Below are 21,088 nucleotides of genomic sequence, written 5' to 3'. Positions count from 1 at the left end.
GTCAGCCGGGCATTACGGTGGGACACGAAGACCTCCGTGCGGTGCAGTCCTAGACAGCTCCACCACACCGGAGGTCTTCGCCATGATCAAGCCCAGCAACTGTCAACAACGCTCGTGATCAATACACCTAGGGCCTGCCGACCCGGCCGCCGTCCAGCAGGCGCGGGCGGTTTTCGCGGGCGGTGTTATTGTCGGCGGCTGCGTGCGGAGGGGCCCGTGCCGCGGGTCCCGGGGCCGCGGCGGGTGGGACCGCCCCGCTGCCCCGAACGGTGAAGGACCGCGCATTGACCTCCGTACCACCCAGGGCCGGTCGCGACCGGCTGCCCTCGCTGACCGGGCTGCGCTTCTGGGCCGCTCTGCTGGTCGTCCTCTACCACCTGTCCCGCCAGGTCGGCACCGTCCCGGTCGTCAGCGAGGTCGTCTGGTACGGCCGCAGCGGCGTGACGTTCTTCTTCGTGCTGTCGGGTGTCGTCCTGGCCTGGACGTACGACGGGGTGAGCGTCCCCGCCCGGGTGTTCCTGTGGCGGCGCTTCGCCCGTATCTGGCCGCTGCTCGCCGTCAGCGTCGCGCTGTCGGTCGCCGTGTGGGCGGTCATGGACCGTGCCGTCCCGCTCCCGGCGGTGGCCGCGACGCTGCTGCTGGTGCACGCCTGGTTCCCGGTGCCGGTCGTCTTCAGGGGCGGCAACCCGGCGGCCTGGTCGCTCAGCGACGAGGCCTGGTTCTATCTGGTCTTCCCCGCGCTGCTGACGGTGCTCACGGCCCGGCGCTCGCGGACCTGGCTGTGGACGGCGGTCGCCGTCGTCTGCGCCACCCTCGTGCTGTGGCCGGCCCTGTCGGGCCTGCCGCCCGCCACGCGCGCGTGGGCCCTCGACTACCTGCCGCTGACGCGCTCCCTCCAGTTCGTGCTGGGCGTGGTGGCCGGGCTCGCGCTCAGGCGCGGCTGGCGGCCCCGCCTTCCGCTGCCGGCGGCCGTCGCCCTCGTCGTCGGCTGGCACCTGGCGCTGATCCCGTGGTCGCACGCGGTCGCGGACTCCCTCTGGTACAGCCCGTACTCCGCCTCGCAGTGGCTCTCGGCGCCGATCTTCGCGGCCCTCATCTGCTCGGCCGCCCGCGCCGACCTGGAGGGGCGGCGCACCGGGCTGGGCGGCCCCTGGCCGATCCGGCTGGGGCACTGGTCGTTCGCCTGGTACCTCGTCCACGAGATCGTGATCCGGTCGGCCGTCTTCCGCTGGGGCGAACCCGCCCGGGGCGGCGCGACGCTCGTGTTCTGGGCGGGGGCGCTGACGGTCAGCCTGGCCCTCGCGGCGCTGCTGTACCGGTACGTGGAGCATCCAGCCGAGCGGTGGCTGCGCGACCGGCCCGGCCGCTCCTCGCCGTCCCCGGTCCGTACGGCAGAGCGGGTGCCGACCTCCTCCCGGTGACGGTGCGTGACGGGTCGGACCGTCCTCACCAACCATCCCGGCAAAACGGGGTGAACCATCCAAGCGCAGAGCGACAAGCGTCACAGCGGGCGGCCGGAAAACGCCTCCCGGACGGGGCGGACACCCCTGCACACGCGGCCTTTAGGTGCATCATGCATCCAATTGCGTACCGGGCGTAAGCGGACCAAAGGCTCGTATGGTCGGCTCCAGGCCACCCCAGGCCGTGTCCCTGTCCCCGTCGAAAGGTAGGCGAGCGAAGCTTTGTCGGCCGTCACCGTCGCCGCTCCCCAGGCCCCCAGGACCATCAGCAGGACCCGTGAGGTCACCACCACCGACCCCGCCCTCGTCCGGCGCGCCGTGAAGGCCGCCGCCCTGGGCAACGCGATGGAATGGTTCGACTTCGGCGTCTACAGCTACATCGCGGTCACCCTGGGCAAGGTCTTCTTCCCCTCGGGCAACCCGACCGCGCAGTTGCTGTCCACGTTCGGCGCCTTCGCCGCGGCCTTCCTGGTCCGCCCGCTCGGCGGCATGGTCTTCGGCCCGCTCGGCGACCGCATCGGCCGGCAGAAGGTCCTCGCGCTCACCATGATCATGATGGCGGCGGGCACGTTCGCCATCGGCCTGATCCCGTCGTACGGCGCGATCGGCGTCGGCGCTCCCCTGCTGCTCCTGCTGGCCCGCCTGGTGCAGGGCTTCTCGACCGGCGGCGAGTACGCGGGCGCGTCCACCTTCATCGCCGAGTACGCGCCGGACAAGCGGCGCGGCTTCCTGGGCAGCTGGCTGGAGTTCGGCACGCTGGCCGGATACATCGGCGGCGCGGGTCTGGTGACCCTCATGACCGCGCTGCTCTCCTCCGCGGACCTGGTGTCCTGGGGCTGGCGGATCCCGTTCCTGATCGCGGGCCCGATGGGCATCGTCGGTCTCTATCTGCGGATGCGTCTGGAGGAGACCCCGGCGTTCCGGGCGGAGGTGGCGAAGTCCGAGGCGAGCCGCCCGAAGGTGCCGCTGCGCGAGATGGTCCTGGGCCAGTGGCGGACGCTGCTGCTGTGCATGGGGCTCGTCATGGTCTTCAACGTCACCGACTACATGCTGCTGTCGTACATGCCGAGCTATCTGACCAGCGAGCTCAGGTACGACGAGACGCACGGCCTGCTGGTCGTGCTGGGCGTGATGGCGCTGATGATGATCGTGCAGCCCTTCGCCGGCGCGCTGACCGACCGGATCGGCCGCCGTCCGGTGATCGCGGCCGGCTGCGCGGGCTTCCTGGCCCTGTCCGTCCCGGCCGTGCTGCTGATCCGCCAGGGCAGCCTGCTCGCGGTCGGCCTCGGCATGGGCGCGCTCGGCCTGCTCCTGGTCTGCTTCACGGCCTCGATGCCGGCGGCCCTGCCCGCCCTGTTCCCGACGCGGGTCCGCTACGGCTCGCTGTCCATCGGCTTCAATGTGTCGGTGTCGCTCTTCGGCGGCACCACCCCGCTGGTGGTGACCGCCCTCATCGGCGCGACCGGGAACCTGATGATGCCCGCCTACTACCTGATGGCCGCGGCCGTCGTCGGCGGCGTCGCGGTCTGGTACATGGTGGAGTCGGCGGGCCGGCCGCTGCCCGGGTCGGCACCGGCGGTCGAGTCGGCTGCGTGAGCGGACGGACTGCGCGACGATGGGAGGGGGCATCGAGGTGGCCCCTCCCATCGTCGCGTCGGCGTCCCCTCGGCTCCGCCCCGACCTGCGGACCGGCCGGAATCCGACCGCGAGCAGGGCGACGGGAACTCGTCCGTGACCGCATTCGTCAGCCCACGTAGTTGACACCTCCGACCGTTGGCATTGCCAAGCAGGGACACGAAAGGTGGAGCGCATGAGCGGGTCTCAGCTCTGGGACGACGTCGACTTCTACTTCTCCACCCATCTGGCGCCGGAGGACGAGTTCCTCAAGGCGGCCGTGCGGGACAGCGAGGCCGCCGGGCTCCCGCACATCGCCGTCACCCCGCCCCAGGGCAAGCTGCTGCAACTGCTGGCCGAGATCCAGGGGGCCCGCACCATCCTGGAGATCGGCACGCTCGGCGGCTACAGCACCATCTGGCTGGCCCGCGCGCTCCCGGCCGACGGCCGGCTGATCTCGCTGGAGTACAGCGCCCGGCACGCCGAGGTGGCGACCCGCAACATCGCCCGCGCGGGCCTGGAGCGGATCGTCGAGGTGCGGGTCGGCCCCGCCCTGGAGTCGCTGCCCAAGCTCGCCGACGAGAACCCGGCCCCGTTCGACGTCGTCTTCATCGACGCCGACAAGGCCAACAACGCCAACTACGTGGAGTGGGCGCTGCGGCTCACCCGCGCGGGCAGCCTGATCATCGTCGACAACGTCGTACGCGGCGGCCGCGTGATCGACTCGGAGAGCAGCGAGCCGGACGTCGAGGGCACCCGGGCCGCCGTCGAGATGATGTCCGCGCACCCGCGGCTGAGCGCCACCGCGATCCAGACGGTGGGCAGCAAGGGGTACGACGGTTTCGCGCTGGCCCGGGTGCTGGAGCAGCCCGAGGAGCCCGAGTAGGGCCCGTCGGACAGGCCCTGGGCCGCGGGGCTACGCCTCGTGGTAGAAGCCCACGTTGACGCTGCGCGGGCCGGTGCGGTCCCGGATGATGATCTCGCCGGCCCCGCCCCGCGGCAGCTGCACGCTCCCGCCGTACGCGATCGTCTGGGCGTACTCCCCGACGGTCAGCAGCACCTCGGAGGAGGGGTCGGGCTGCGAGCCGTGCAGCCACGACACATGCCAGGTTCCTTCGGGGCCGCACAGGAACTCCAGGTGGACCCGCGAGACGAACAGCCAGTCGTCCGGCGTCGCGAGCCGGCAGACGGAAGCATCCCGGCCCACCCGCAGCACGGCGCCGGGATCGCTCGGCGCGTCGGCCATGAGCATGCCGGCCGTGGCACCGACGTCCGCCCCGGAGACGGAGGCCATGGTGAGTTCGAGCACGTGCGCTCCTTCTGGAATGTCCTTGTACGGCGGCCTGGTTGGCGCACCGCCGCCGCATGATAAATCGCCCGGCGGTACCGCGTCCGGCACAATGGACTCATGACCGAGCGAAAGCCACCGGGGGTCCCGTTCGAGTCCTGGGTCGACAAGCAGATCCGTGACGCCCAGGCGCGGGGCGAATTCGCCCACCTGACGGGCGCGGGCCGGCCGCTGCCCGAGGTCACGGACACGGCGTACGACGAACTGTGGTGGATCAAGAGGAAGATGGCCCGCGAGGGCCTCTCCGTGCTGCCGCCCGCGCTGGCGCTGCGCAAGGAGGCCGAGGACGCGCTCGCGGCGGCCTACGCGGCGCCCACCGAGCTGATCGTCCGCAGGATCCTCACGGACGTCAACGCGAAGATCCGCGAGATGATGTTCAAGCCGCCGCCCGGCCCCCCGCTGGGCAAGAAGCCGTACGACGTCGACGAGGTCGTACGGGAGTGGCGGGAGCGCCGGGCGGCGATCGACTCGGACACTGCGGGTGGTACGCGTACCACGGGTGGTACGGGGGCGGCCGGGAGTGCGGAGACCACCCGGGCCTCGGGCACTACGGGCGGCGTGGGCGCCCCGCGGGCCGCGGGTGCCCCGGACGACGCGGCGCGCGGGTCACACGCGTAGCAGACGCTCCGCCAGTTCGCGGTAGTCCCGCAGGGCCAGGCGGAGTTGCTCCGTGTCGGCGCCGGTCGTCGTGCGCGCCCCGGCCGACTTCTCCGTCGTGCTCCCCGCGGCCCTCCCGGTCGCCTCGTCCGGGGACTGCCAGGACGTACGCAGCATCCGGCGGTGCCTGGCCACGGCCTCGGTGAAGCGGGCTGCGATCTCCTCCAGCACCTGGTCGGCCTCCTCCACGGAGCCCCGGGGCTCGTCGACGAACGCGGCGACCGCCTGCCGGAGACGGAGCGTGAGCTTGTCGGACTCGTCGTGCGGGAAGAGCGCGGCGGGGCCGACGGTGTCCGGGCCGCGGCCCGCGGTGTCGGCTCCGGGCGCGGTCGTCCCCGCCGGCGCCGTCGACTCGGCCGACGCGGTCGGCCCGGCCGGGCGGTGCCGCTCAGGGGTCCGCGTCGGCCCGGGGACCTCGGCCGCTTCGGCCGTCCCGGGCGCGGCCGGCGCCGTCGGCGTCCTGGAGGCGGCGGGGGCGGCAGGTGTTCCGGTCGTCGCGCCGGTTCCGCGTGTCTCGCCCGTCCTGCGCGCCCCGGGTGCCTCGGGCGTGCCGGACGGCTGCCGCGGGTCGGTGCCCGTGGCGTCGGTCACCGATCGCTCGGTATCGGCCATGTCGTTCAACTCCCCTTCGCTTGACGCCTGCTGAACGTCCACGGGGCGCCGTGGCCGTTGGCTCGGGTCGGGGTGCGCCGGTCCTGCGGCGCCGTCCCGGAGCGGTGGTCCGTCTCGCGGCGGCCGTGACCCTGGCGCGCCGGGCCCACCAGTTCGGCGAAGAGACCGCGGGCCTCGACCAGCGCCTCCCGCATCTCCTCCGTGCCCGCGCCGTCGCCCCCGGCCCTCGCCGGCACGACGACTACCCGGTGCACCCGGCGGTAGCCCTGCACCTGGTCGGCATGGTGCACGGAGAGCGCCGCGAGCTGCTCCTCGTACTGCGCGCCGTCCGGGAAGCCGCGGGCGCCGGCCAGTTCCGCGATGAGCCGGTCCGCGTCGGCGACCGCGTCCCGCGGCGAGTCGACGAACCGTTCCTGGACGGCCGTCCAGCGCGCCTCGTACCGTTCGCGCTCGGCCGGCTCCAGCGGCCGCTCGCGCAGTCCGCCGTGCCGCTCGACGCGTTCGGTCAACTCCCGCTCGGCCGCCTGCACATCGCCGTCGTATCCGGCCACGGTCCGGTCGTACTCGGGCCCGAAGCGTCGCTTCAGGCCGCCGCCGTGCGCGCCTCGGGCCCGCAGGGCCAGGACGGCCGTCACCGCGACGACGGCCACCACGATCAATATCAGTACGATCATCATGCCTGTCGACATGGCTGCCTTCCGTGTCTCGGCCCAACGGGCCGGTTCCTGGATCGGGTTACCCGGAAGGCACCCCGCAAACGGCGGCCGCGCCGGACCGGCCCCGGGGGCGACCGGGTGCGGCGGCCCGGCCTCCCGGTATTCGGTTGCGGGCCGGGTGGGCCCGCTGGCGAGAATGTCGGTCATGACCTGGACCGTCGCCCCCGAAGCCGTCGACTCGCCCGTGGCCGCCGCCCTCTGGCGGGCGTACTACACCGAGGTCAGCGACCGCTGGTACCTGCTGCACGAGGGCCGTCGCACCGACCCGGACGAGCTGGAGCGCGAGATCGCCGCGAACACGGGCGCCGAACTCGCCCCGCCGGGCGGCCGGCTGCTGGTCGCGCGGTACGGCGGCGAGCCCGCCGGCAGCGCGGGCGTACGGCTGCTGGAGGCCACGACGGCCGAGCTGACCCGGGTGTTCCTGTATCCGGGGATGCGCGGCCGGGGCGGGGCCGCGCTGCTGGTGTCGGCGGCCGAGGACGCCGCCCGCGCCCTCGGTGCCACGCGGCTGGTGCTCGACACCCGCGGCGACCTGGTCGAGGCGCGCGCCCTGTACACCCGGCTCGGCTACACCGAGACCGGGCCGTACAAGGAGGACGAGTACGCCGAGCACTGGTTCCGGAAGCAGCTCGTGGAGCCCGGCGTGCCGGGGACGGACGGGACACCCGGGGTGCCGGGGACGGCCGAGACGTCCGGAGTGCTGGGGACGAACGAGACGCCCGGAGCGCCGGGGACGGCCGGGACGCCCGGGAGGGCCGAGGGCGCGTCGGAAGGAGCCGGGGGGCTCAGCTGACGCCCCGGGGCGCCCCGCGGACGACGGGTGCCGCCCCGCTGTGCGGCTGCTCCTGGTCCGAGCCGCACAGTTCGTCGTTGAGTTCCTTGACGAGCTGGATCAGGTCGGTGGGCCGGTCGGGCCCCCACCAGTCGCCGAGCAGCTCGGCCAGCGACTCCTCGCGGGCCTTCGCCAGCCGGTCGGCGACCACGCGCCCCTGCGCGGTCAGGCTGAGCTCGAGGCCCTCGCGGACGGCCAGTCGGCGCTCCTCCGTCTGCCGGGCGGCGTCGATGACGACCGTCAGCGGGATCGAGGTGCGCTCGGCGAGCACGCCCGGCTCGACCGAGCCCTGTTTCTTCATCCGCAGCAGCAGCCAGCTCGCGGCGGGCAGCAGGTCGTAGCCCGCCCGGTCGGTGATCTTCCGGTAGATCTCGTGCCGTCCCTCGCGCGTGCCGAGCGTCGACAGCGCCCGGCACACCTCGTCGTACGACGAACGCTCGACGGGGTTGGCGGCGAGGGTCTCCGAGAGGTCGGGCGCCGTGACCGAGCCGCGCAGCGGGTCCTCCCTCAGGAACCACGCCAGGACGAAGCCGAGGAGCGCGACGGGAGCCGCGTAGAGGAAGACGTCGGTGATGGACGCGGCGAAGGCGTGCAGGGCGGCCGGGCGCAGGGGGGCCGGCAGGGCGGCTATGCCGCGCGGGTCGGCCTTCAGGGAGTCCGCCGAGAGGCCGGGCGGCAGATGCGCGCCCCGGAAGGCGTCGGCCAGTTTGTCGGCCAGCCGCCCGGCGAAGACCGAGCCGAAGATGGCGACGCCGAAGGAGGCGCCGATGGAGCGGAAGAAGGTCGCGCCGGAGGTGGCGACGCCGAGGTCCTCGTAGGGCACGGCGTTCTGCACGATGAGGACCAGGACCTGCATGACCAGGCCGAGTCCCAGGCCGAAGACGAAGAAGTAGACGCTCATCTCGGCGGTGGAGCTGTTCTCGTCCAGTTGGTGCAGCAGGAGCAGGCCGATGGTCGTGATGCCGGTGCCCGCGACCGGGAACACCTTCCAGCGGCCGGTGCGGCTGACGACCTGACCGGAGAGCGTCGAGGACAGCAGCATGCCGATCACCATCGGCAGCATGTAGAGGCCCGAGACGGTCGGGGAGATGTGGTGGACGACCTGGAGGAAGGTCGGCAGGTAGGTCATCGCGCCGAACATGGCGAAACCGACGATGAAGCTGATGACGGCGGCGAGCGTGAAGGTGCGGATGCCGAAGAGCTTGAGCGGGAGCACCGGCTCGGCCGCCCGCCGCTCGACCAGCACGAACGCCAGCGCCAGGACCACGCCCACCACCAGCAGGCCGATGATCTGCGGCGAGGCCCACGGCCAGGTCGTACCGCCGAGCGAGGCGACCAGCACCAGACAGGTCGCGACGGCGGCGATCAGGAAGGTGCCGAGGTAGTCGATGACGTGCGGCGTGGACCTGCGCGGGATGTGCAGGACGGTCGCGATCACCGCGAGCGCGACGACACCGACCGGCAGGTTGACGTAGAAGACCCAGCGCCAGCTCAACTGCTCGGTGAACAGCCCGCCCAGCAACGGGCCGAGCACACTGGTCGCGCCGAAGACCGCGCCGAACAGGCCCTGGTAGCGGCCCCGGTCCCGGGGCGGGACGATGTCGCCCACGATCGCCATCGACAGCACCATCAGCCCGCCGCCGCCCAGTCCCTGGAGCGCGCGGAAGCCGATCAGCTCCGGCATGTTCTGCGCCATGCCGCACAGCGCCGAGCCGACCAGGAAGATCACGATCGCGGCCTGGAACAGCCTCTTGCGCCCGTACTGGTCGCCCAGTTTCCCCCACAGCGGGGTCGCCGCGGTCGAGGCCAGCAGATACGCCGTGACCACCCAGGACAGGTGCTCCAGCCCGCCGAGATCGCTGACGATGGTGGGCAGCGCCGTCGACACGATGGTCTGGTCGAGGGCGGCGAGGAACATGCCGAGCAACAGGGCGCCGATCGAGACGAGGATGTTGCCGGACACGTGCTGCTGCGCCGCGTCCCCCGTCCTGGCGTGCTCGTCCACGGCCATGGAGACCTCCTGAGGCAATCGTGACCTTTCCATCGTGGTGGGTCTGACCGTTTATGGCCTGTTGAGCCCTCCCGGAACCTCGGATTCCGGGGGGCGTCCGGTCAGGGGCCGCACAAAGGATCTGCATAATCTCTGGAGTTCGCATCGGGAGGGAACGAACACGTGGACGAACGTGGGACCGAAGGCGCGGCCGGCCCGTACCAGGGTGGGCACGGAGGCGGGCGATGGTGCCCGTGGTGCGGCGAGCCGCGGGCCGCGGACGACACCCCGTCGTGCCTGTGCGCCCGGCAGACGGGCGCGCACGTGGACGAACTGGACGAACGTGGGACCGGGGGCGCGGCCGGTCCGAACCGAGGTGGGCACGGAGGCGGGCGATGGTGCCCGTGGTGCGGCGAGCCGCGGGCCGCGGACGACACCCCGTCGTGCCTGTGCGCCCGGCAGACGGCCGACGCGCCGCACGACGCGCGCGCGGCGGAGGCCGCCGCGGCGGAGGGCTTCGACCCGCCGACGCGGATACGGCCGTACGTCGAACCGGAGGACGGCCCGGCCGGCCTCGACCGGCACTCCGCGCACCCCGAGCGGTCCGGGCCGAGCGAGCAGACCGGGCAGGCCGAGCAACCCGCGGCGGCACCGGACGGCTCGGTGCGGAAGTCCGCGGCCGTGCCGCCGGCCGGCGCGGACGTCACCACGACCCTGCGCCGGGTCAAGGCGGCCCGGGGGCTGCCCACGCCCCTCGCACCGCCGCCGGGCGTGCCGGACGCCGAGGACCTGAGCCTGTTCGAGGGGGCGCAGCGGGAGCCGCGGACGGGAGCGTCCGCCTTCGACGTGACGTACGACACCCGGTACGACACCCCCGCGCCGCGGGCCGGACGCCGCCGCCGCGCGGTACTGCTCGGGGCGGGTGCGGTCGTGGCGGTGGCGGCGGCGGCCGGTCTCACCGGCGGGCTGTTCTCCTCCGACACGCCCACGCAGGAGGCCGCGGCCTCGGCCGACGTACGGGTGGCCGCGCCGGACGCCTCGGCCGACGGGGCGGGCGCGGACTCCGCCGACGCGACCGCGGACTCCGCGCAGCCGTCGACGTCCGCCTCGCCGTCCGCGTCGTCGTCGCCGAGCGAGAGCGCCTCGGCGTCGCCGTCGGAGTCGGAGTCGGAGTCCGCGCCCAGCGCCTCCCCCTCGCCGTCCCGCCCGGCCTCGCCGACCGCGACCGCGACGAGCACCGGCACGACGGCCTCCCCGGCGCCCGGGGGCGGCGGCCAGAGTGCGGCCCCGGTCCTGCGCCTCGGCGACCACGGCCCGGAGGTGGCCGAACTCCAGCAGCGGCTGCAGCAGCTGCGTCTCTACAACAACAGGATCGACGGCCGGTTCACCAACCGTGTCGACTACGCCCTGCGCACCTACCAGTGGGCCAGGGGTGTGCGCGGCGACGAGGCGGGCGTGTACGGCCCGGAGACCCGGGCGATGCTGGAGGCGGAGACCTCGTAGCCGTGACCGGACCCCGTGGGCGCGCAGGGCCGCGTCCACGGGCGCGCACGGCGCGTCCGGGGGGTACGGCGGCGCCGGGCCGCCCGCTATCCGATGTGCAGCCGCACCGTTCCGTCGCCCGCCGGCTCCACCCGTACCCGTGTGAGGTCCTGTACGACCACGTCGGGCGCGTGCAGCCCGGCCCTCGGCCCGACGCCCACGACCTGCATCCCCGCGGCGCGTCCCGCGGCGATCCCGGCGCCGGAGTCCTCGAAGACCACGCAGTCGGCGGGAGCGATCCCGAGCTCGGCGGCACCCTTCAGGAAGCCCTCGGGGTCCGGCTTGCTCACCGCGACGGACTCGGCGGTGATCCGGACGTCGGGCAGCGCCAGGCCGGCCGCCGCCATCCGCGCCGTGGACAGGGCGACGTCCGCCGACGTCACCAGCGCGTGCGGCACCCCGCTCAGGGCGGCGAGGAACTCCGGCGCCCCGGGCACCGGCACGACGCCGTCCATGTCGGCCGTCTCCGCGGCGAGCATCCAGGCGTTCTCCGCGTGGTTCTGCTCCATGGGCCGGTCGGGCAGCAGCAGGGCCATCGACGCGTACCCCTGCCGCCCGTGGACGACCTTCATGACCTCGTCGCCGTCCAGCCCGTGCCGGTCGGCCCAGCCGCGCCAGACGCGGTTCACGACGGCGTCCGAGTTGACGAGGGTGCCGTCCATGTCCAGCAGGAAGGCACGGACGGTGAGAACGGTGGGTACGGCGGTGGCCGTCATCGGCAGACTCCAAGCATGGGGGGACAAGGCGGCCCCGCTCGCCGGTCAGGGAAAACGAGCGGGGACCACTTTGTTTCTCTACGGTACAAAAGAACTCACGGTTTGCGCCACCGGCCCGCGCGGCGTTCACCCGATGTTCAGCCGGGCCGGGGCCGCGACCGGGGCGGGACCGGGCCCCCGGCCGGGACCGGCCCGGGGCTCGGAAGCCGGGGCTCAGCCCGCGATCGCCTCCCACAGGCTCCACACTCCGAGCGCCACCATCAGCAGCGCCGCGACCTTGGTGATGAGCGCCAGCGGAACCCGCTTCATCAGCGCCTTTCCGCCCACGATGCCGAGTCCGGCGACCGCCCAGAGCGCGAGCACCGCACCGAGGCCGACGGAGAGCGGGTCGTCGTAACGGGCCGCGAGGTTCGCGGTCATGATCTGGGTGAGATCACCGAACTCGGCGGCCAGGATCAGCATGAAGCCGGCTCCGGCGACCTTCCAGAACGACTGGTTCTCCGGCTTGCGGATCTCCTCGTCGCCGTCGTCCTTCTTCATCAGCAGCACCGCGGCGCCGCCCAGGAAGAGCACACCCGTCAGCGCGTGCACGATCTGCTGGGGCAGCAGCGTCAGCACACTGCCCGCCGCGACGGCGAGCACGACGTGCAGGGTGAACGCGGCGGCGACACCGGCGAAGACGTACGAGGCGCGGTAGCGGGTGCCGAGGACGAGGCCGGCGAGGGCGGTCTTGTCCGGCAGTTCGGCCAGGAAGACGATGCCGAAGACGAGTGCCGTCACGGTAAGGCTGATCAAGGTTCCTCAATCGGTCGGGGCTGCCCCGCCGAGAGTGCTGCGCTCTGCTTCACGACACCTCGGCACGGCAGCACACAGGACCCGCACCGATGGGCGCGGGTGTGCACTGCTTGCCGAAGGTCTCGCTGGCCGGCCCCGTGATCGAGGCCTGCCTCCGGGCGCCGGCTCAGACGAGCTGAGCAGTATGTCGACGGTCCGGCGAAGAGCTACTCCCCTTCTGCTCCGACCATCGTACGCGACGCCCCGGCCGGCCCCCAGGGACGAAAGTCCCGCGGCCCGGCGGCCCACAGCCCGGGGAAAGTTTTGCCGTAAACCTTGTCATGTCATGCACGCGTCATTATTTTCTAACCGCGCACTTACCTCACGGCTACACGCCGCCGCGAGCATTCGTTCGCCCGTACTCCGACACCCCCACACACCAAGGGAGTTCGCATGCCAAAGGTCTACGCGCGTCGACGGCTGAGCATACTCGCGGCCTTCACCGGACTGATAGCCCTGGCCGGTGTTTTCAACGGCCCGACCGCCTCCGCCGCCCTCCCCACCCCGGTCAGCGCCGCCACGGCCCGCACCTACCTCGCCTCGCTCACCGTGGCGACCGAGAGCCGCACCGGTTACTCCCGGGACCTGTTCCCGACCTGGATCACCATCAGCGGGACCTGCAACACCCGTGAGTACATCCTCAAGCGCGACGGTTCCAACGTCGTCACCGACTCCGCCTGTGCCGCCACCAGCGGCAGCTGGTACTCCGTGTACGACGGTGCCACCTGGACCGCCGCCTCCGACGTCGACATCGACCACCTCGTCCCGCTGGCCGAGGCCTGGGACTCCGGCGCGAGCGCCTGGACCACGGCCCAGCGCCAGGCCTTCGCCAACGACGTGACGCGCCCGCAGCTGCTCGCCGTCACGGACAACGTCAACCAGTCCAAGGGCGACAAGGACCCGGCCGAGTGGATGCCCCCGCTCAGCTCGTACGCCTGCACGTACGTCCGCGCCTGGGTGCAGGTGAAGTACTACTACAACCTCAAGGTCGACTCCGCCGAGAAGACCAAGCTGACCTCGGTGCTCAACGGCTGCTGAGCAGGCTGCCTCCCGCCCTTCCCCGGCGTCCCGTGCGGCACGGGACGCCGGGGAAGGGCGCCCGCCGGCCCCCTGCCGGGCCGGTCGGTCAGCAGCCGGCCGCCGGGAGGACGCCGTCGTCGCCGACGAGGGTGACCTTCGCGGTGCCGTCCCCGTCCTGCGCGTAGGCGGCCGTGCACACGAGCTGGCGGCGCGCGCCCGTCGACAGGGGCCGCACGTCCAGCGAGAGGCGGACGATCAGGGTGCCGGGGGCCGACTTCACCTCCGGCCCGGCGGCGACGCTCGGCGGCAGGTCCGTGTGCAGTCCGGCCGAGCGCTCTTCGTCGGAGAGGCCGGCGAGCAGCATGGCGAGGGTCTTCGGGAGCGTCACCGGCACGTCGGCGGCCCAGACGTCCGGCACGAGGGACCGGACAGCCGGTGTCAGCCGGCCGTCCGCGGCGAGGAAGAACAGCACCGCCCGCTGCTTGTACGCGGGATAGACCGGGACGGTGGCCGGCCCGCCCGCCTCGACGACGCCGCTCGCCTGCACTCCGCAGCCGGTGAGCAGCGCGGACGCCGCGGCACAGCCCGCGACGGCACGCCCCACGCGCGAGCGTGTACCCACGGCCGGGCCCGGGCCCGTCCGGCTCATTCCGTCGCCTCCCGGCCGGTCAGGGGTATCTCCACGGTGAGGACGGCGCCGCCGTGCGGGCCGTTCGCGGCGCGGATCGTGCCGCCGTGCAGCCGTACGTTCTCCAGGGTGATGGCCAGGCCGAGGCCGCTGCCCGCCGAACGGCCGCGGGCCGCGTCCGCCTTGTAGAAGCGGTCGAAGATGTGCGGCAGCGCGTCGGCGGGGATGCCGGGACCGGCGTCCGCGACCTCGGTGACGAGCCGGGCGGGCAGCGGGCCCGTACCGTGCGCGCCGCCCGCCTCGGCGGCCCCGCCCGGCCCCGTCGCCCCGGGCGTCCCGGCGTCGTACGGCTCGGTGCGCAGCCGCACCACGACGGGCGCGCTGCCGTGCCGCAGCGCGTTGCCGACGAGGTTGGCGACGACGATGTCGAAGCGCCGGGGGTCGATCCGGGCCCGGATGCCGTCGGGCAGCTCCGTGACGATCTCGCCGGGGTCGGTCCAGCGGCGGCTCGCCAGGGTCTTGCGGATGGTCTGGGCGATGTCGACCTCGTCGGTGTTCAGCTCGGCGGCGCGGGCGTCGAACCGGGAGATCTCCATCAGGTCCTCGACCAGGACCGCCAGCTTGCCCGTCTCGGCGCTGATCAGCCGGACGGCGGCGGCGGTGTCGGGAGCGAGCCGGGCCGCGTCCTCGTCGAGCACCTCGGTGACGGCCAGCATCCCGGCCAGCGGGGTGCGCAGTTCGTGGGAGACGTCGGAGGCGAAGCGGCGGGCACGGGCCTCCGCCGCCCGCAGTTCACCGACGGTCCGCTCCAGTTCGGCGGCGGTCTCGTTGAAGGTGCCCGCCAGATCGGCCAGTTCGTCGCCGCCCCGGACCTGGATACGGGTGTCCAGGCGCCCGTCGCCCATCCGGCGGGCGGCGGTGCTCAGTTCGCGGACCGGGCGCAGCACGCTGCGCGCCGACAGCAGGGCGGGCAGGAGCGCCACCGCGAGACCGGGGACGGCTCCGTCGCGGGCGGCGGTGAGCATGGCCCGGACGTTGGCCTCCTCGTCGGTCAGCGGCATCACGGCGTACAGGATCAGCCCGGTGGGGCGCACGGTCCCGCCGACGCGGAAGACGGTCGGGACGGCCACGGTCAGCCAGGGGGTGCCGTGCTTGTCGACCCGCTGGAAGCTGCCGCGCGCGTGGGCGTGCGCGGCGCGCCGCAGCTCGGGGGTGATCACGCTGGAGACCGGCTCGTAGGCCGAGGAGATCCGCAGCGAGCCGTACTCGGCGAACACCACCCAGGGATGGGGGTTGCCCTGCCGGGCGAGGCGGCGCAACTGCGCCTGGAACACCTTGGGATCCATGGGCAGCGGGGTGCCCAGTTCCTGGACCCGCTCGCGGAAGGCGGACACCGCGGTGTCCTGGGCCTGCTGGAGGATCGCGGTGCGGGCCTCGCGGTAGGTGAGGGTCGCGGTGGTCCCGGCACTGACCGCGGCGACCAGCAGGAAGGCGAGCACCAGGCGGGTGCGCAGCCCGATCAGGGTCCTGCGGCGTCTCACCACGAGGTCACCGGGGCGGTGTCGCGCCGCCCGTCCACGTCGGCGTGCGGGCCGGGGTCCGGCATCACGGCTCAACTCCGCTCGGTGTGCGGGAACGGTCCGAAGCGGTAGCCGAAGCCCCGCAGGGTCTGGATGTAGCGCGGCTCGCCCGGCACGTCCTCGATCTTGTGGCGCAGGCGTCGTACACAGGCGTCGACCAGTCGCGCGTCGCCGTGGTAGCTGTGCTCCCAGACCTGTTCGAGCAGTTGCTGCCGGCTGAAGACCTGCTCGGGCGCGGCCGTCAGGTACAGCAGGAGCTTGAGCTCGGAGGGGGCGAGTGCCAGGCGCTGCCCGGCCTTGGCGACGGTCAGCCCGGCACGGTCGACGGTGAGGTCGCCGTGCGTCTCCACCGTGGGGCGTCCGCCCGGCTCGTCGATACGGCGCAGTACGGCCCGGATGCGGGCCTCGATGACCTCCGTACGGGCGGGTTTGACGATGTAGTCGTCGGCCCCGGCCTCCAGCCCGACCACCACGTCGAAGTCGTCGCCGCGGGCGGTGAGCATGATGATCGGCAGCTGTCCGGCCTCGCGCACCCGGCGGCAGACCTGGACGCCGTTGATGCCGGGCAGCATGAGGTCCAGCAGCAGCAGGTCGGGCCGGAATCCGCCGATGGCCTCGAGCCCGGCCTCGCCGGTGGGGGCGCTGCGCACCTCGTGCCCGCGGCGGCGCAGGCCGAGTTCGATGCCTTCGCGGACGGCGGCGTCGTCTTCGATGAGCAGGACACGTGGCATGTGCGGAGTATTCCATTCGATCAAGTGGCTGACATGGAAGATCAAATGACGGACTCGGGAGGTCAAGTGGCCGTCGGGAGCGCCCGGACGGCCGCCCGGAAACACCAAGGCGCATGCTCGAGCGCCGGGTTGACCGGTGGCCGCTCCCCCGCCGGTCCCCCGCGTCAGCCCCGGCGGCGCCGCGGCCGGGGCACCGCCCGCAGCGCCCCCTCCAGTTCGGTCAGGCGCAGCGGGCGGGCCAGCAGGGCGAAGACCGCCAGGACGGCCGCCGTACCGGCCGCCGCCGACACCGGCGGGCCGAGGAAGGCCGTGCGCCCGGCCGCCGCGTGGCCGAGCAGGACCGCCGGGACCGCGGCCGTCACCAGCCTGGCCAGTCCGGCCACGGCCGGGGAGCGCCACGGCGCGCGCCGGACGCCGGTCGCCGCCCGGAGCCTGCGGTCGAGGACGCGGGCGGTGACCGCCCACCCCACGAACAGCGCCGCCGAGTACGCCCCGGCCATCCCGGTGACCGCCCAGCGCACGGGCAGCAGCGCGCAGGCGGCCGCGGACAGGCCCGCGTTGAGCCCGGCGATCACCAGGTTGAGCAGGAAGGGCGTACGGGTGTCGGAGAGCGCGTAGAAGGCGCGGGAGAGGACGTACTGCCCGGAGAAGGCGATCAGTCCGGGCGCGAAGGCCGCCAGCGCCCCCGCCATGACCGCGATGTCGTCCGCGCCGGTCCTGCCGTACCGGAAGGCGACCGCCATGACCGGCCCGGCCGCGGCGAGGAGCACGCTCGCGGCGGGCACGACGGCGGCCGAGGTGCTGCGCAGGGCGTACGAGACGTCCCGGCGCAGACCGGCCGTGTCGCCGTCGGCCGCCCTGCGGCTCATGCCCGGCATCAGCGCGGTGACCAGGGAGACGGTCACGATGCCGTGCGGGACGGCCCACAGCAGGTACGCGTTGCCGTAGGCGCTGAACCCGGCGCCGCCGTCGATCCCTTGGGCCGCCGCGCGCTGCCCCGCCGAGGTCGCGAGCCGGGTCACCAGCCAGTAGGCGAGCTGGTTGGTGAGGACGAGCAGGACCAGCCAGCCGGCCGAGCGCAGCGGCCGGGACAGCCCGCTGCCACGCCAGTCGAGGCGGGGCCGCCAGCGGAAGCGGGCCGCGCGCAGGGACGGCAGCAGGGCCAGCGCCTGGACGACGATCCCGGCGGTGGTGCCCCAGCCGAGCAGCGCGGTCTCGTCGGGGGTGAGCGGGTGGCCGTCCACGACGGTGGCCAGGTACAGGCCGAAGACGGCGATGACGACCACGTTGTTGAGCACCGGGGTCCACATCATGGCGCCGAACCGGCCCCGGGCGTTCAGCACCTGCCCCAGCAGGGTGAACAGGCCGAGGAAGAAGATCTGGGGCAGACAGGAGCGGGCGAAGGCCACCGTCGTCGCCGCCTGCGCGCCCGTGTAGTCGGTGTAGGCCGCCACCAGGGCGGGCGCGGCGAGCACCGCCCCGGCCGTGATCAGCACCAGCGCGGCCGTGCAGGCGGTGAGCAGCCGGTCGGTGTAGGCGGCTCCGCCGTCCTCGTGCTCCTTGGCGGCCTTGACGAGTTCGGGGACGAAGACGGCGTTGAGCGCGCCGCCGAGGAGCAGCGTGTAGACGATGTTGGGGACGGTGTTGCCGACCGCGTAGCCGTCGGCGGCCAGTCCCGCGCCGAGCGCGGCGGCGACCACGGCGGAGCGTACGAAGCCGGTGGCGCGGGAGACGAGGGACCCGGCGGCCATGACCGCGCCGCTGCGCAGGACCGGCCCGGAACGGCGGGCCGGCCGCTCACGCGTGTCCTTCGTGTCCATCGTGTCGTGCGGGTCGGTCGGGTCCGCCGGGCCGGTCGGGTCCGCCGGGCCGGTCGGGTCCGCCGGGCCGGTCGGGCCCGTCGGGTCCGTCCTGTCGGCGGGGCCGGGGCCGGAGTCGTCCGGGGCGGTCCGGGGCGGGGCGGCGCTCATCGCCGGGCCAGGTACATCTGGAACGCGCGGTACAGCGTGTGGTTGGCGGGACCGTTCAAGGGTGTCTCCCATTCCCCCAGCGTCTCGGCGACCTGTCCTCCGGTGCCGAGCTTCCATCGCAGCAACCCGTACGAACGTTCGCCGGGGTCGAGCGTGGAGGGTATCCCGCGCATGTCGTAGACGTCCGCGCCACGGGCGTGGGCGTCGAGGATCATCTGCCACTGGAGTGCGTTGGAGGGGCGGACCTCGCGCCGGTGGTCGGCCGAGGCCCCGGTCTGGTACCAGACCCGCCGACCCACGGTGATCATGGTGTGGGCGGCCAGGATCTCGCCCTCGTGACGGGCGAGGTAGAGCCTCATCCGGCCGGGTTCCTCGGCGTTGAGGGCCGCGTACTGGCGCTCGTAGTACGCGAGCGAGCGGCCGAGGCGGAAGCCGTCGCGTTCCTCCGTGACCTTCAGCAGCCGATAGAAATCGGGGAGTTCGGCAACCCCGCCCACCGTGACCCGCACACCCGACCGCCGCGCCCGGCGGATGTTGCGCCGCCACTCCTGGTTGAGCCCGGACCACAGGTCGTCGGTGGTGCGTCCGGCCAGCGGCACCCGGAAGACATAGCGTGGCTGGGCGTCCCCGTCGTCGCCCCCGTCGCCGCACCGCCGCCAGCCGCGGGCGCGCAGCCGCTCGGCGACGGCGGTGCCCAGCGGGTCGACCTCGCAGTCGAGCAGGTCGGACAGACGTCGTCCGGGGCCGGCCGCCGCCTTGAGCGCGGCGGCGTTCCACCGGCGGTGGGCGGGCGAGGGCCCGATGCGCACGGCGAACGCGCCCAGGGCGCGCAGATGGCCGAGCAGCGGGGAGAGCCAGTCGTCGAGGTCCGGGTCGGTCCAGTCGGCGACCGGCCCCTCGGGCAGATAGGCGAAGTACCGCCGGGTGCCCGGGAACTGACGCAGCAGTACCAGCGCCACTCCGGTCAGCCGTCCCGCGCCGGAGCCGGACCGCGGTCCCCAGCCCAGCAGTCGGGACCGCCAGCCGTCCTTCACCGTCGCCCAGGACGGGCACTGGAGAAAGCCGGGAGCCAGGGCGGCTCCGGCGCCGGACGCGAGAAAGGCGCGGTACGCCTCGGCGGAGACGGGACCCAGCCACGTCTGCCGCTGTCCGCGTCCTGCCGTCACGAGCAGCGCTGACACTGCGCCTCCTCGGGGGCCGTGGATGTCGGGTGGGAACCGGGCCGTTCGGCTCGGGACGCCAGGAAGATTCACAGCCGTCCGTGACCGTCCCGAGCGGCGTATGTGACGGGACGACGACCGTTTCCCGGCAACCGCCGTCACACGGCCCGCACGCCGTGGTGCGGCGCTTCTCGCGCCCTAGGGTCCAGTTCGTTCCCGGTGTGCTTCGACTCCCACGGAGGTATTTCCGTTGAGCCAGATACGTCACGCGGTCCGCAGGAGCCCGGCCCGGCCCGCGGCCCGCGGCGGTCCGGTCCGCTCCCGCGCCGCCGCTGCCGGGGCGGTCGCCGCCCTGCTGACCGCGGCCCTGGCCGCCTGTTCGTCCGGCGGCACGACGGCCGCCGGCGCGGACGCGAAGGCGGGCGGCGGGAGCGCGCACGGCGGGACGGTCACCGTCACCGTGACACCGGACGGCACCCGGGCGAAGGCGGGCAGGCCGGTCGTGGTCACCGCCCACGGCGGCACGCTCACCTCGGTCACCGTCAGCGACGCCCACGGCGGCAGGCTCGGCGGGACGCTGACGGACGGCGGCCGGACCTGGACCTCCGAGCGCAACGCCGTGCCCGGCGCCTCCTACACCGTCGAGGCGGACACCCGGGCGCAGGACGGCACCACGGGGACCCGGCGGGCGTCCTTCGGCACGGCCGCCGCGGGCCGGGTCAACAAGGTGGACTGGCGGCCCGGCGACACCACGACCGTCGGCGTGGCCCAGCCGATCTCGCTGGTCTTCGACCACCCCGTGCGCGACAGGGCGGCGGTGGAGCGGCAGTTGAGGGTCACCACCTCGAACGGCACCGAGGGCTCCTGGGGCTGGCTGAAGGACTGGTCGGGCAAGGACCGGGTCGACTGGCGGCCCCGGGAGTACTGGCGTCCCGGCACCGAAGTGACCCTGGACGCCCGGCTGAACGGCACCGACTCGGGGCCGGACGGCGGCTGGTTCGTCCGCGACTACCGGCTCGGCTTCACCGTCGGCGCACGGCAGGTGTTCGAGGTCGACCTCGACAGCAAGCGGCTCACCCTGGAACGCGACGGCCACGACGTACGGTCCTTCCCGGTGTCCGGCGGCACGCCCGGCCCCGAGACGGGCTCCTGGCGCGGCACCGAGGTGGTGCTGGCGAAGGAGGGCACGATCCGCATGAACTCCGAGACCGTGGGCCTCGGCGACGCCTACGACCAGGAGGTCGACTACGCGGTGCGGCTGACCTGGTCGGGCACCTACGCGCACGCCGCTCCGTGGAACGCCGCCTACTTCGGCGTGGCCAACAAGAGCCACGGCTGCATCGGCATGAGCGACGCGGACGCCCGGTGGCTCTACGAACGGGTCCGTGTGGGCGACCCGTTCGAGGTCAAGGGCGCGCAGACCAAGGGGGCGGTCGCGCTGAACAACGGTCTCGGCGACTGGAACGTCGACTGGGAGCACTGGCGCACGCTGAGCGCCCTGCGCTGACCGCGGCCGGGGAGCCTGGATCGGGGGCGTACATACCCTTTGCCGGTTACAGGTGATGCGTGCCGTGCATGCCCTTATCGAAAATCCGCCCGCCCCACCTGGAACTCCTGTCACACTTCCGGCGTACGCTGTATGGCTGTCATGGCCGCCCCTGCCGCAGCCCCGCTACCT

Annotated in this window: 17 protein-coding genes and 2 pseudogenes; 8 read left to right on the top strand and 11 right to left on the bottom strand. The window is 73.4% G+C overall.

The genetic code is table 11. The annotated features are described in order from the left end of the window. Positions 1 to 284: 284 nt before the first annotated feature. The 3 genes from ACZ60B_RS34475 (at position 285) to ACZ60B_RS34465 (ending at position 3,960) form a co-directional block, all read left to right on the top strand. Positions 285 to 1,421 carry an acyltransferase family protein gene (locus tag ACZ60B_RS34475; protein WP_469394113.1) on the top strand — a complete coding sequence of 379 codons (1,137 nt, stop codon included), beginning with the start codon at positions 285 to 287 and terminating at the stop codon, positions 1,419 to 1,421. A 261-nt stretch (positions 1,422 to 1,682) separates the two neighbouring features. Beyond that, on the top strand, positions 1,683 to 3,056 hold the full coding sequence (gene proP, locus ACZ60B_RS34470; protein ID WP_469394111.1) for a glycine betaine/L-proline transporter ProP: 1,374 nt from the start codon (positions 1,683 to 1,685) through the stop codon (positions 3,054 to 3,056). 214 nt (positions 3,057 to 3,270) lie between these two features. Further along, positions 3,271 to 3,960: an O-methyltransferase gene (locus ACZ60B_RS34465; protein WP_469394109.1), complete on the top strand. Its 690-nt coding sequence runs from the start codon at positions 3,271 to 3,273 to the stop codon at positions 3,958 to 3,960. A gap of 30 nt (positions 3,961 to 3,990) precedes the next feature. Here ACZ60B_RS34465 and ACZ60B_RS34460 read toward each other — a convergent pair whose 3' ends face one another. Next, a complete protein-coding gene (locus ACZ60B_RS34460) occupies positions 3,991 to 4,383 on the bottom strand; it encodes a hypothetical protein (RefSeq protein WP_469394107.1) in 393 nt (130 codons plus the stop codon). A 99-nt stretch (positions 4,384 to 4,482) separates the two neighbouring features. Between ACZ60B_RS34460 and ACZ60B_RS34455 the strand changes: the two are divergent. Then, positions 4,483 to 4,902 (top strand): annotated as a pseudogene (locus ACZ60B_RS34455) (DnaJ family domain-containing protein); the annotation flags it as partial. Positions 4,903 to 5,028: 126 nt separating this feature from the next. Here the strand turns inward: ACZ60B_RS34455 and ACZ60B_RS34450 are convergent. Together ACZ60B_RS34450 and ACZ60B_RS34445 are read right to left on the bottom strand one after the other, a co-directional pair. Continuing rightward, complete coding sequence (locus ACZ60B_RS34450; RefSeq protein WP_469394105.1) at positions 5,029 to 5,691, bottom strand: hypothetical protein; 663 nt, start codon at positions 5,689 to 5,691, stop codon at positions 5,029 to 5,031. A 5-nt stretch (positions 5,692 to 5,696) separates the two neighbouring features. Further along, a complete protein-coding gene (locus tag ACZ60B_RS34445; RefSeq protein WP_469394103.1) occupies positions 5,697 to 6,380 on the bottom strand; it encodes a hypothetical protein in 684 nt (227 codons plus the stop codon). Between the two features lie 172 nt (positions 6,381 to 6,552). On the opposite strand from ACZ60B_RS34445, the pseudogene ACZ60B_RS34440 reads away from it, so the two are divergent. Further along, positions 6,553 to 7,038, top strand: a pseudogene (locus tag ACZ60B_RS34440) (GNAT family N-acetyltransferase); the annotation flags it as partial. Positions 7,039 to 7,192: 154 nt separating this feature from the next. Here the strand turns inward: ACZ60B_RS34440 and ACZ60B_RS34435 are convergent. Beyond that, positions 7,193 to 9,250: an MDR family MFS transporter gene (locus ACZ60B_RS34435; RefSeq protein ID WP_469394101.1), complete on the bottom strand. Its 2,058-nt coding sequence runs from the start codon at positions 9,248 to 9,250 to the stop codon at positions 7,193 to 7,195. Positions 9,251 to 9,412: 162 nt separating this feature from the next. On the opposite strand from ACZ60B_RS34435, the gene ACZ60B_RS34430 reads away from it, so the two are divergent. Continuing rightward, positions 9,413 to 10,732 (top strand): peptidoglycan-binding domain-containing protein, encoded by a 1,320-nt coding sequence (locus ACZ60B_RS34430; RefSeq protein WP_469394099.1) that lies wholly within the window; start codon positions 9,413 to 9,415, stop codon positions 10,730 to 10,732. 86 nt (positions 10,733 to 10,818) lie between these two features. Here the strand turns inward: ACZ60B_RS34430 and ACZ60B_RS34425 are convergent, their stop codons facing one another. Further along, the gene (locus ACZ60B_RS34425) at positions 10,819 to 11,487 is read right to left on the bottom strand and encodes an HAD-IA family hydrolase (RefSeq protein WP_469394097.1); all 669 of its coding nucleotides are present in this window, start codon (positions 11,485 to 11,487) and stop codon (positions 10,819 to 10,821) included. Positions 11,488 to 11,700: 213 nt separating this feature from the next. Continuing rightward, positions 11,701 to 12,282: a TMEM165/GDT1 family protein gene (locus ACZ60B_RS34420; protein ID WP_469394095.1), complete on the bottom strand. Its 582-nt coding sequence runs from the start codon at positions 12,280 to 12,282 to the stop codon at positions 11,701 to 11,703. A gap of 432 nt (positions 12,283 to 12,714) precedes the next feature. On the opposite strand from ACZ60B_RS34420, the gene ACZ60B_RS34415 reads away from it, so the two are divergent. Further along, complete coding sequence (locus ACZ60B_RS34415) at positions 12,715 to 13,359, top strand: HNH endonuclease family protein (RefSeq protein ID WP_469394093.1); 645 nt, start codon at positions 12,715 to 12,717, stop codon at positions 13,357 to 13,359. An 88-nt stretch (positions 13,360 to 13,447) separates the two neighbouring features. On the opposite strand, the gene ACZ60B_RS34410 is transcribed toward ACZ60B_RS34415, so the two are convergent. From ACZ60B_RS34410 to ACZ60B_RS34390, 5 genes are all read right to left on the bottom strand, one after another. Further along, on the bottom strand, positions 13,448 to 13,945 hold the full coding sequence (locus tag ACZ60B_RS34410; protein ID WP_469394091.1) for a hypothetical protein: 498 nt from the start codon (positions 13,943 to 13,945) through the stop codon (positions 13,448 to 13,450). 41 nt (positions 13,946 to 13,986) lie between these two features. Further along, positions 13,987 to 15,510, bottom strand: coding sequence for an ATP-binding protein (locus ACZ60B_RS34405; RefSeq protein WP_469394089.1), 1,524 nt, complete (start codon positions 15,508 to 15,510; stop codon positions 13,987 to 13,989). 71 nt (positions 15,511 to 15,581) lie between these two features. Further along, positions 15,582 to 16,280 carry a response regulator gene (locus ACZ60B_RS34400; RefSeq protein WP_469394087.1) on the bottom strand — a complete coding sequence of 233 codons (699 nt, stop codon included), beginning with the start codon at positions 16,278 to 16,280 and terminating at the stop codon, positions 15,582 to 15,584. 164 nt (positions 16,281 to 16,444) lie between these two features. After that, the gene (murJ, locus tag ACZ60B_RS34395) at positions 16,445 to 18,100 is read right to left on the bottom strand and encodes a murein biosynthesis integral membrane protein MurJ (RefSeq protein WP_469394121.1); all 1,656 of its coding nucleotides are present in this window, start codon (positions 18,098 to 18,100) and stop codon (positions 16,445 to 16,447) included. Between the two features lie 146 nt (positions 18,101 to 18,246). Then, positions 18,247 to 19,431, bottom strand: coding sequence for a lipid II:glycine glycyltransferase FemX (locus ACZ60B_RS34390; RefSeq protein WP_469394085.1), 1,185 nt, complete (start codon positions 19,429 to 19,431; stop codon positions 18,247 to 18,249). 229 nt (positions 19,432 to 19,660) lie between these two features. On the opposite strand from ACZ60B_RS34390, the gene ACZ60B_RS34385 reads away from it, so the two are divergent. Further along, entirely contained in the window at positions 19,661 to 20,917 is a 1,257-nt protein-coding gene (locus ACZ60B_RS34385; protein WP_469394083.1) for a L,D-transpeptidase, read from the top strand. Positions 20,918 to 21,088 lie beyond the last annotated feature (171 nt).

This window comes from Streptomyces sp. NPDC104096 (assembly GCF_055584385.1).
This window is presented reverse-complemented; position numbering and strand designations above follow the sequence as displayed.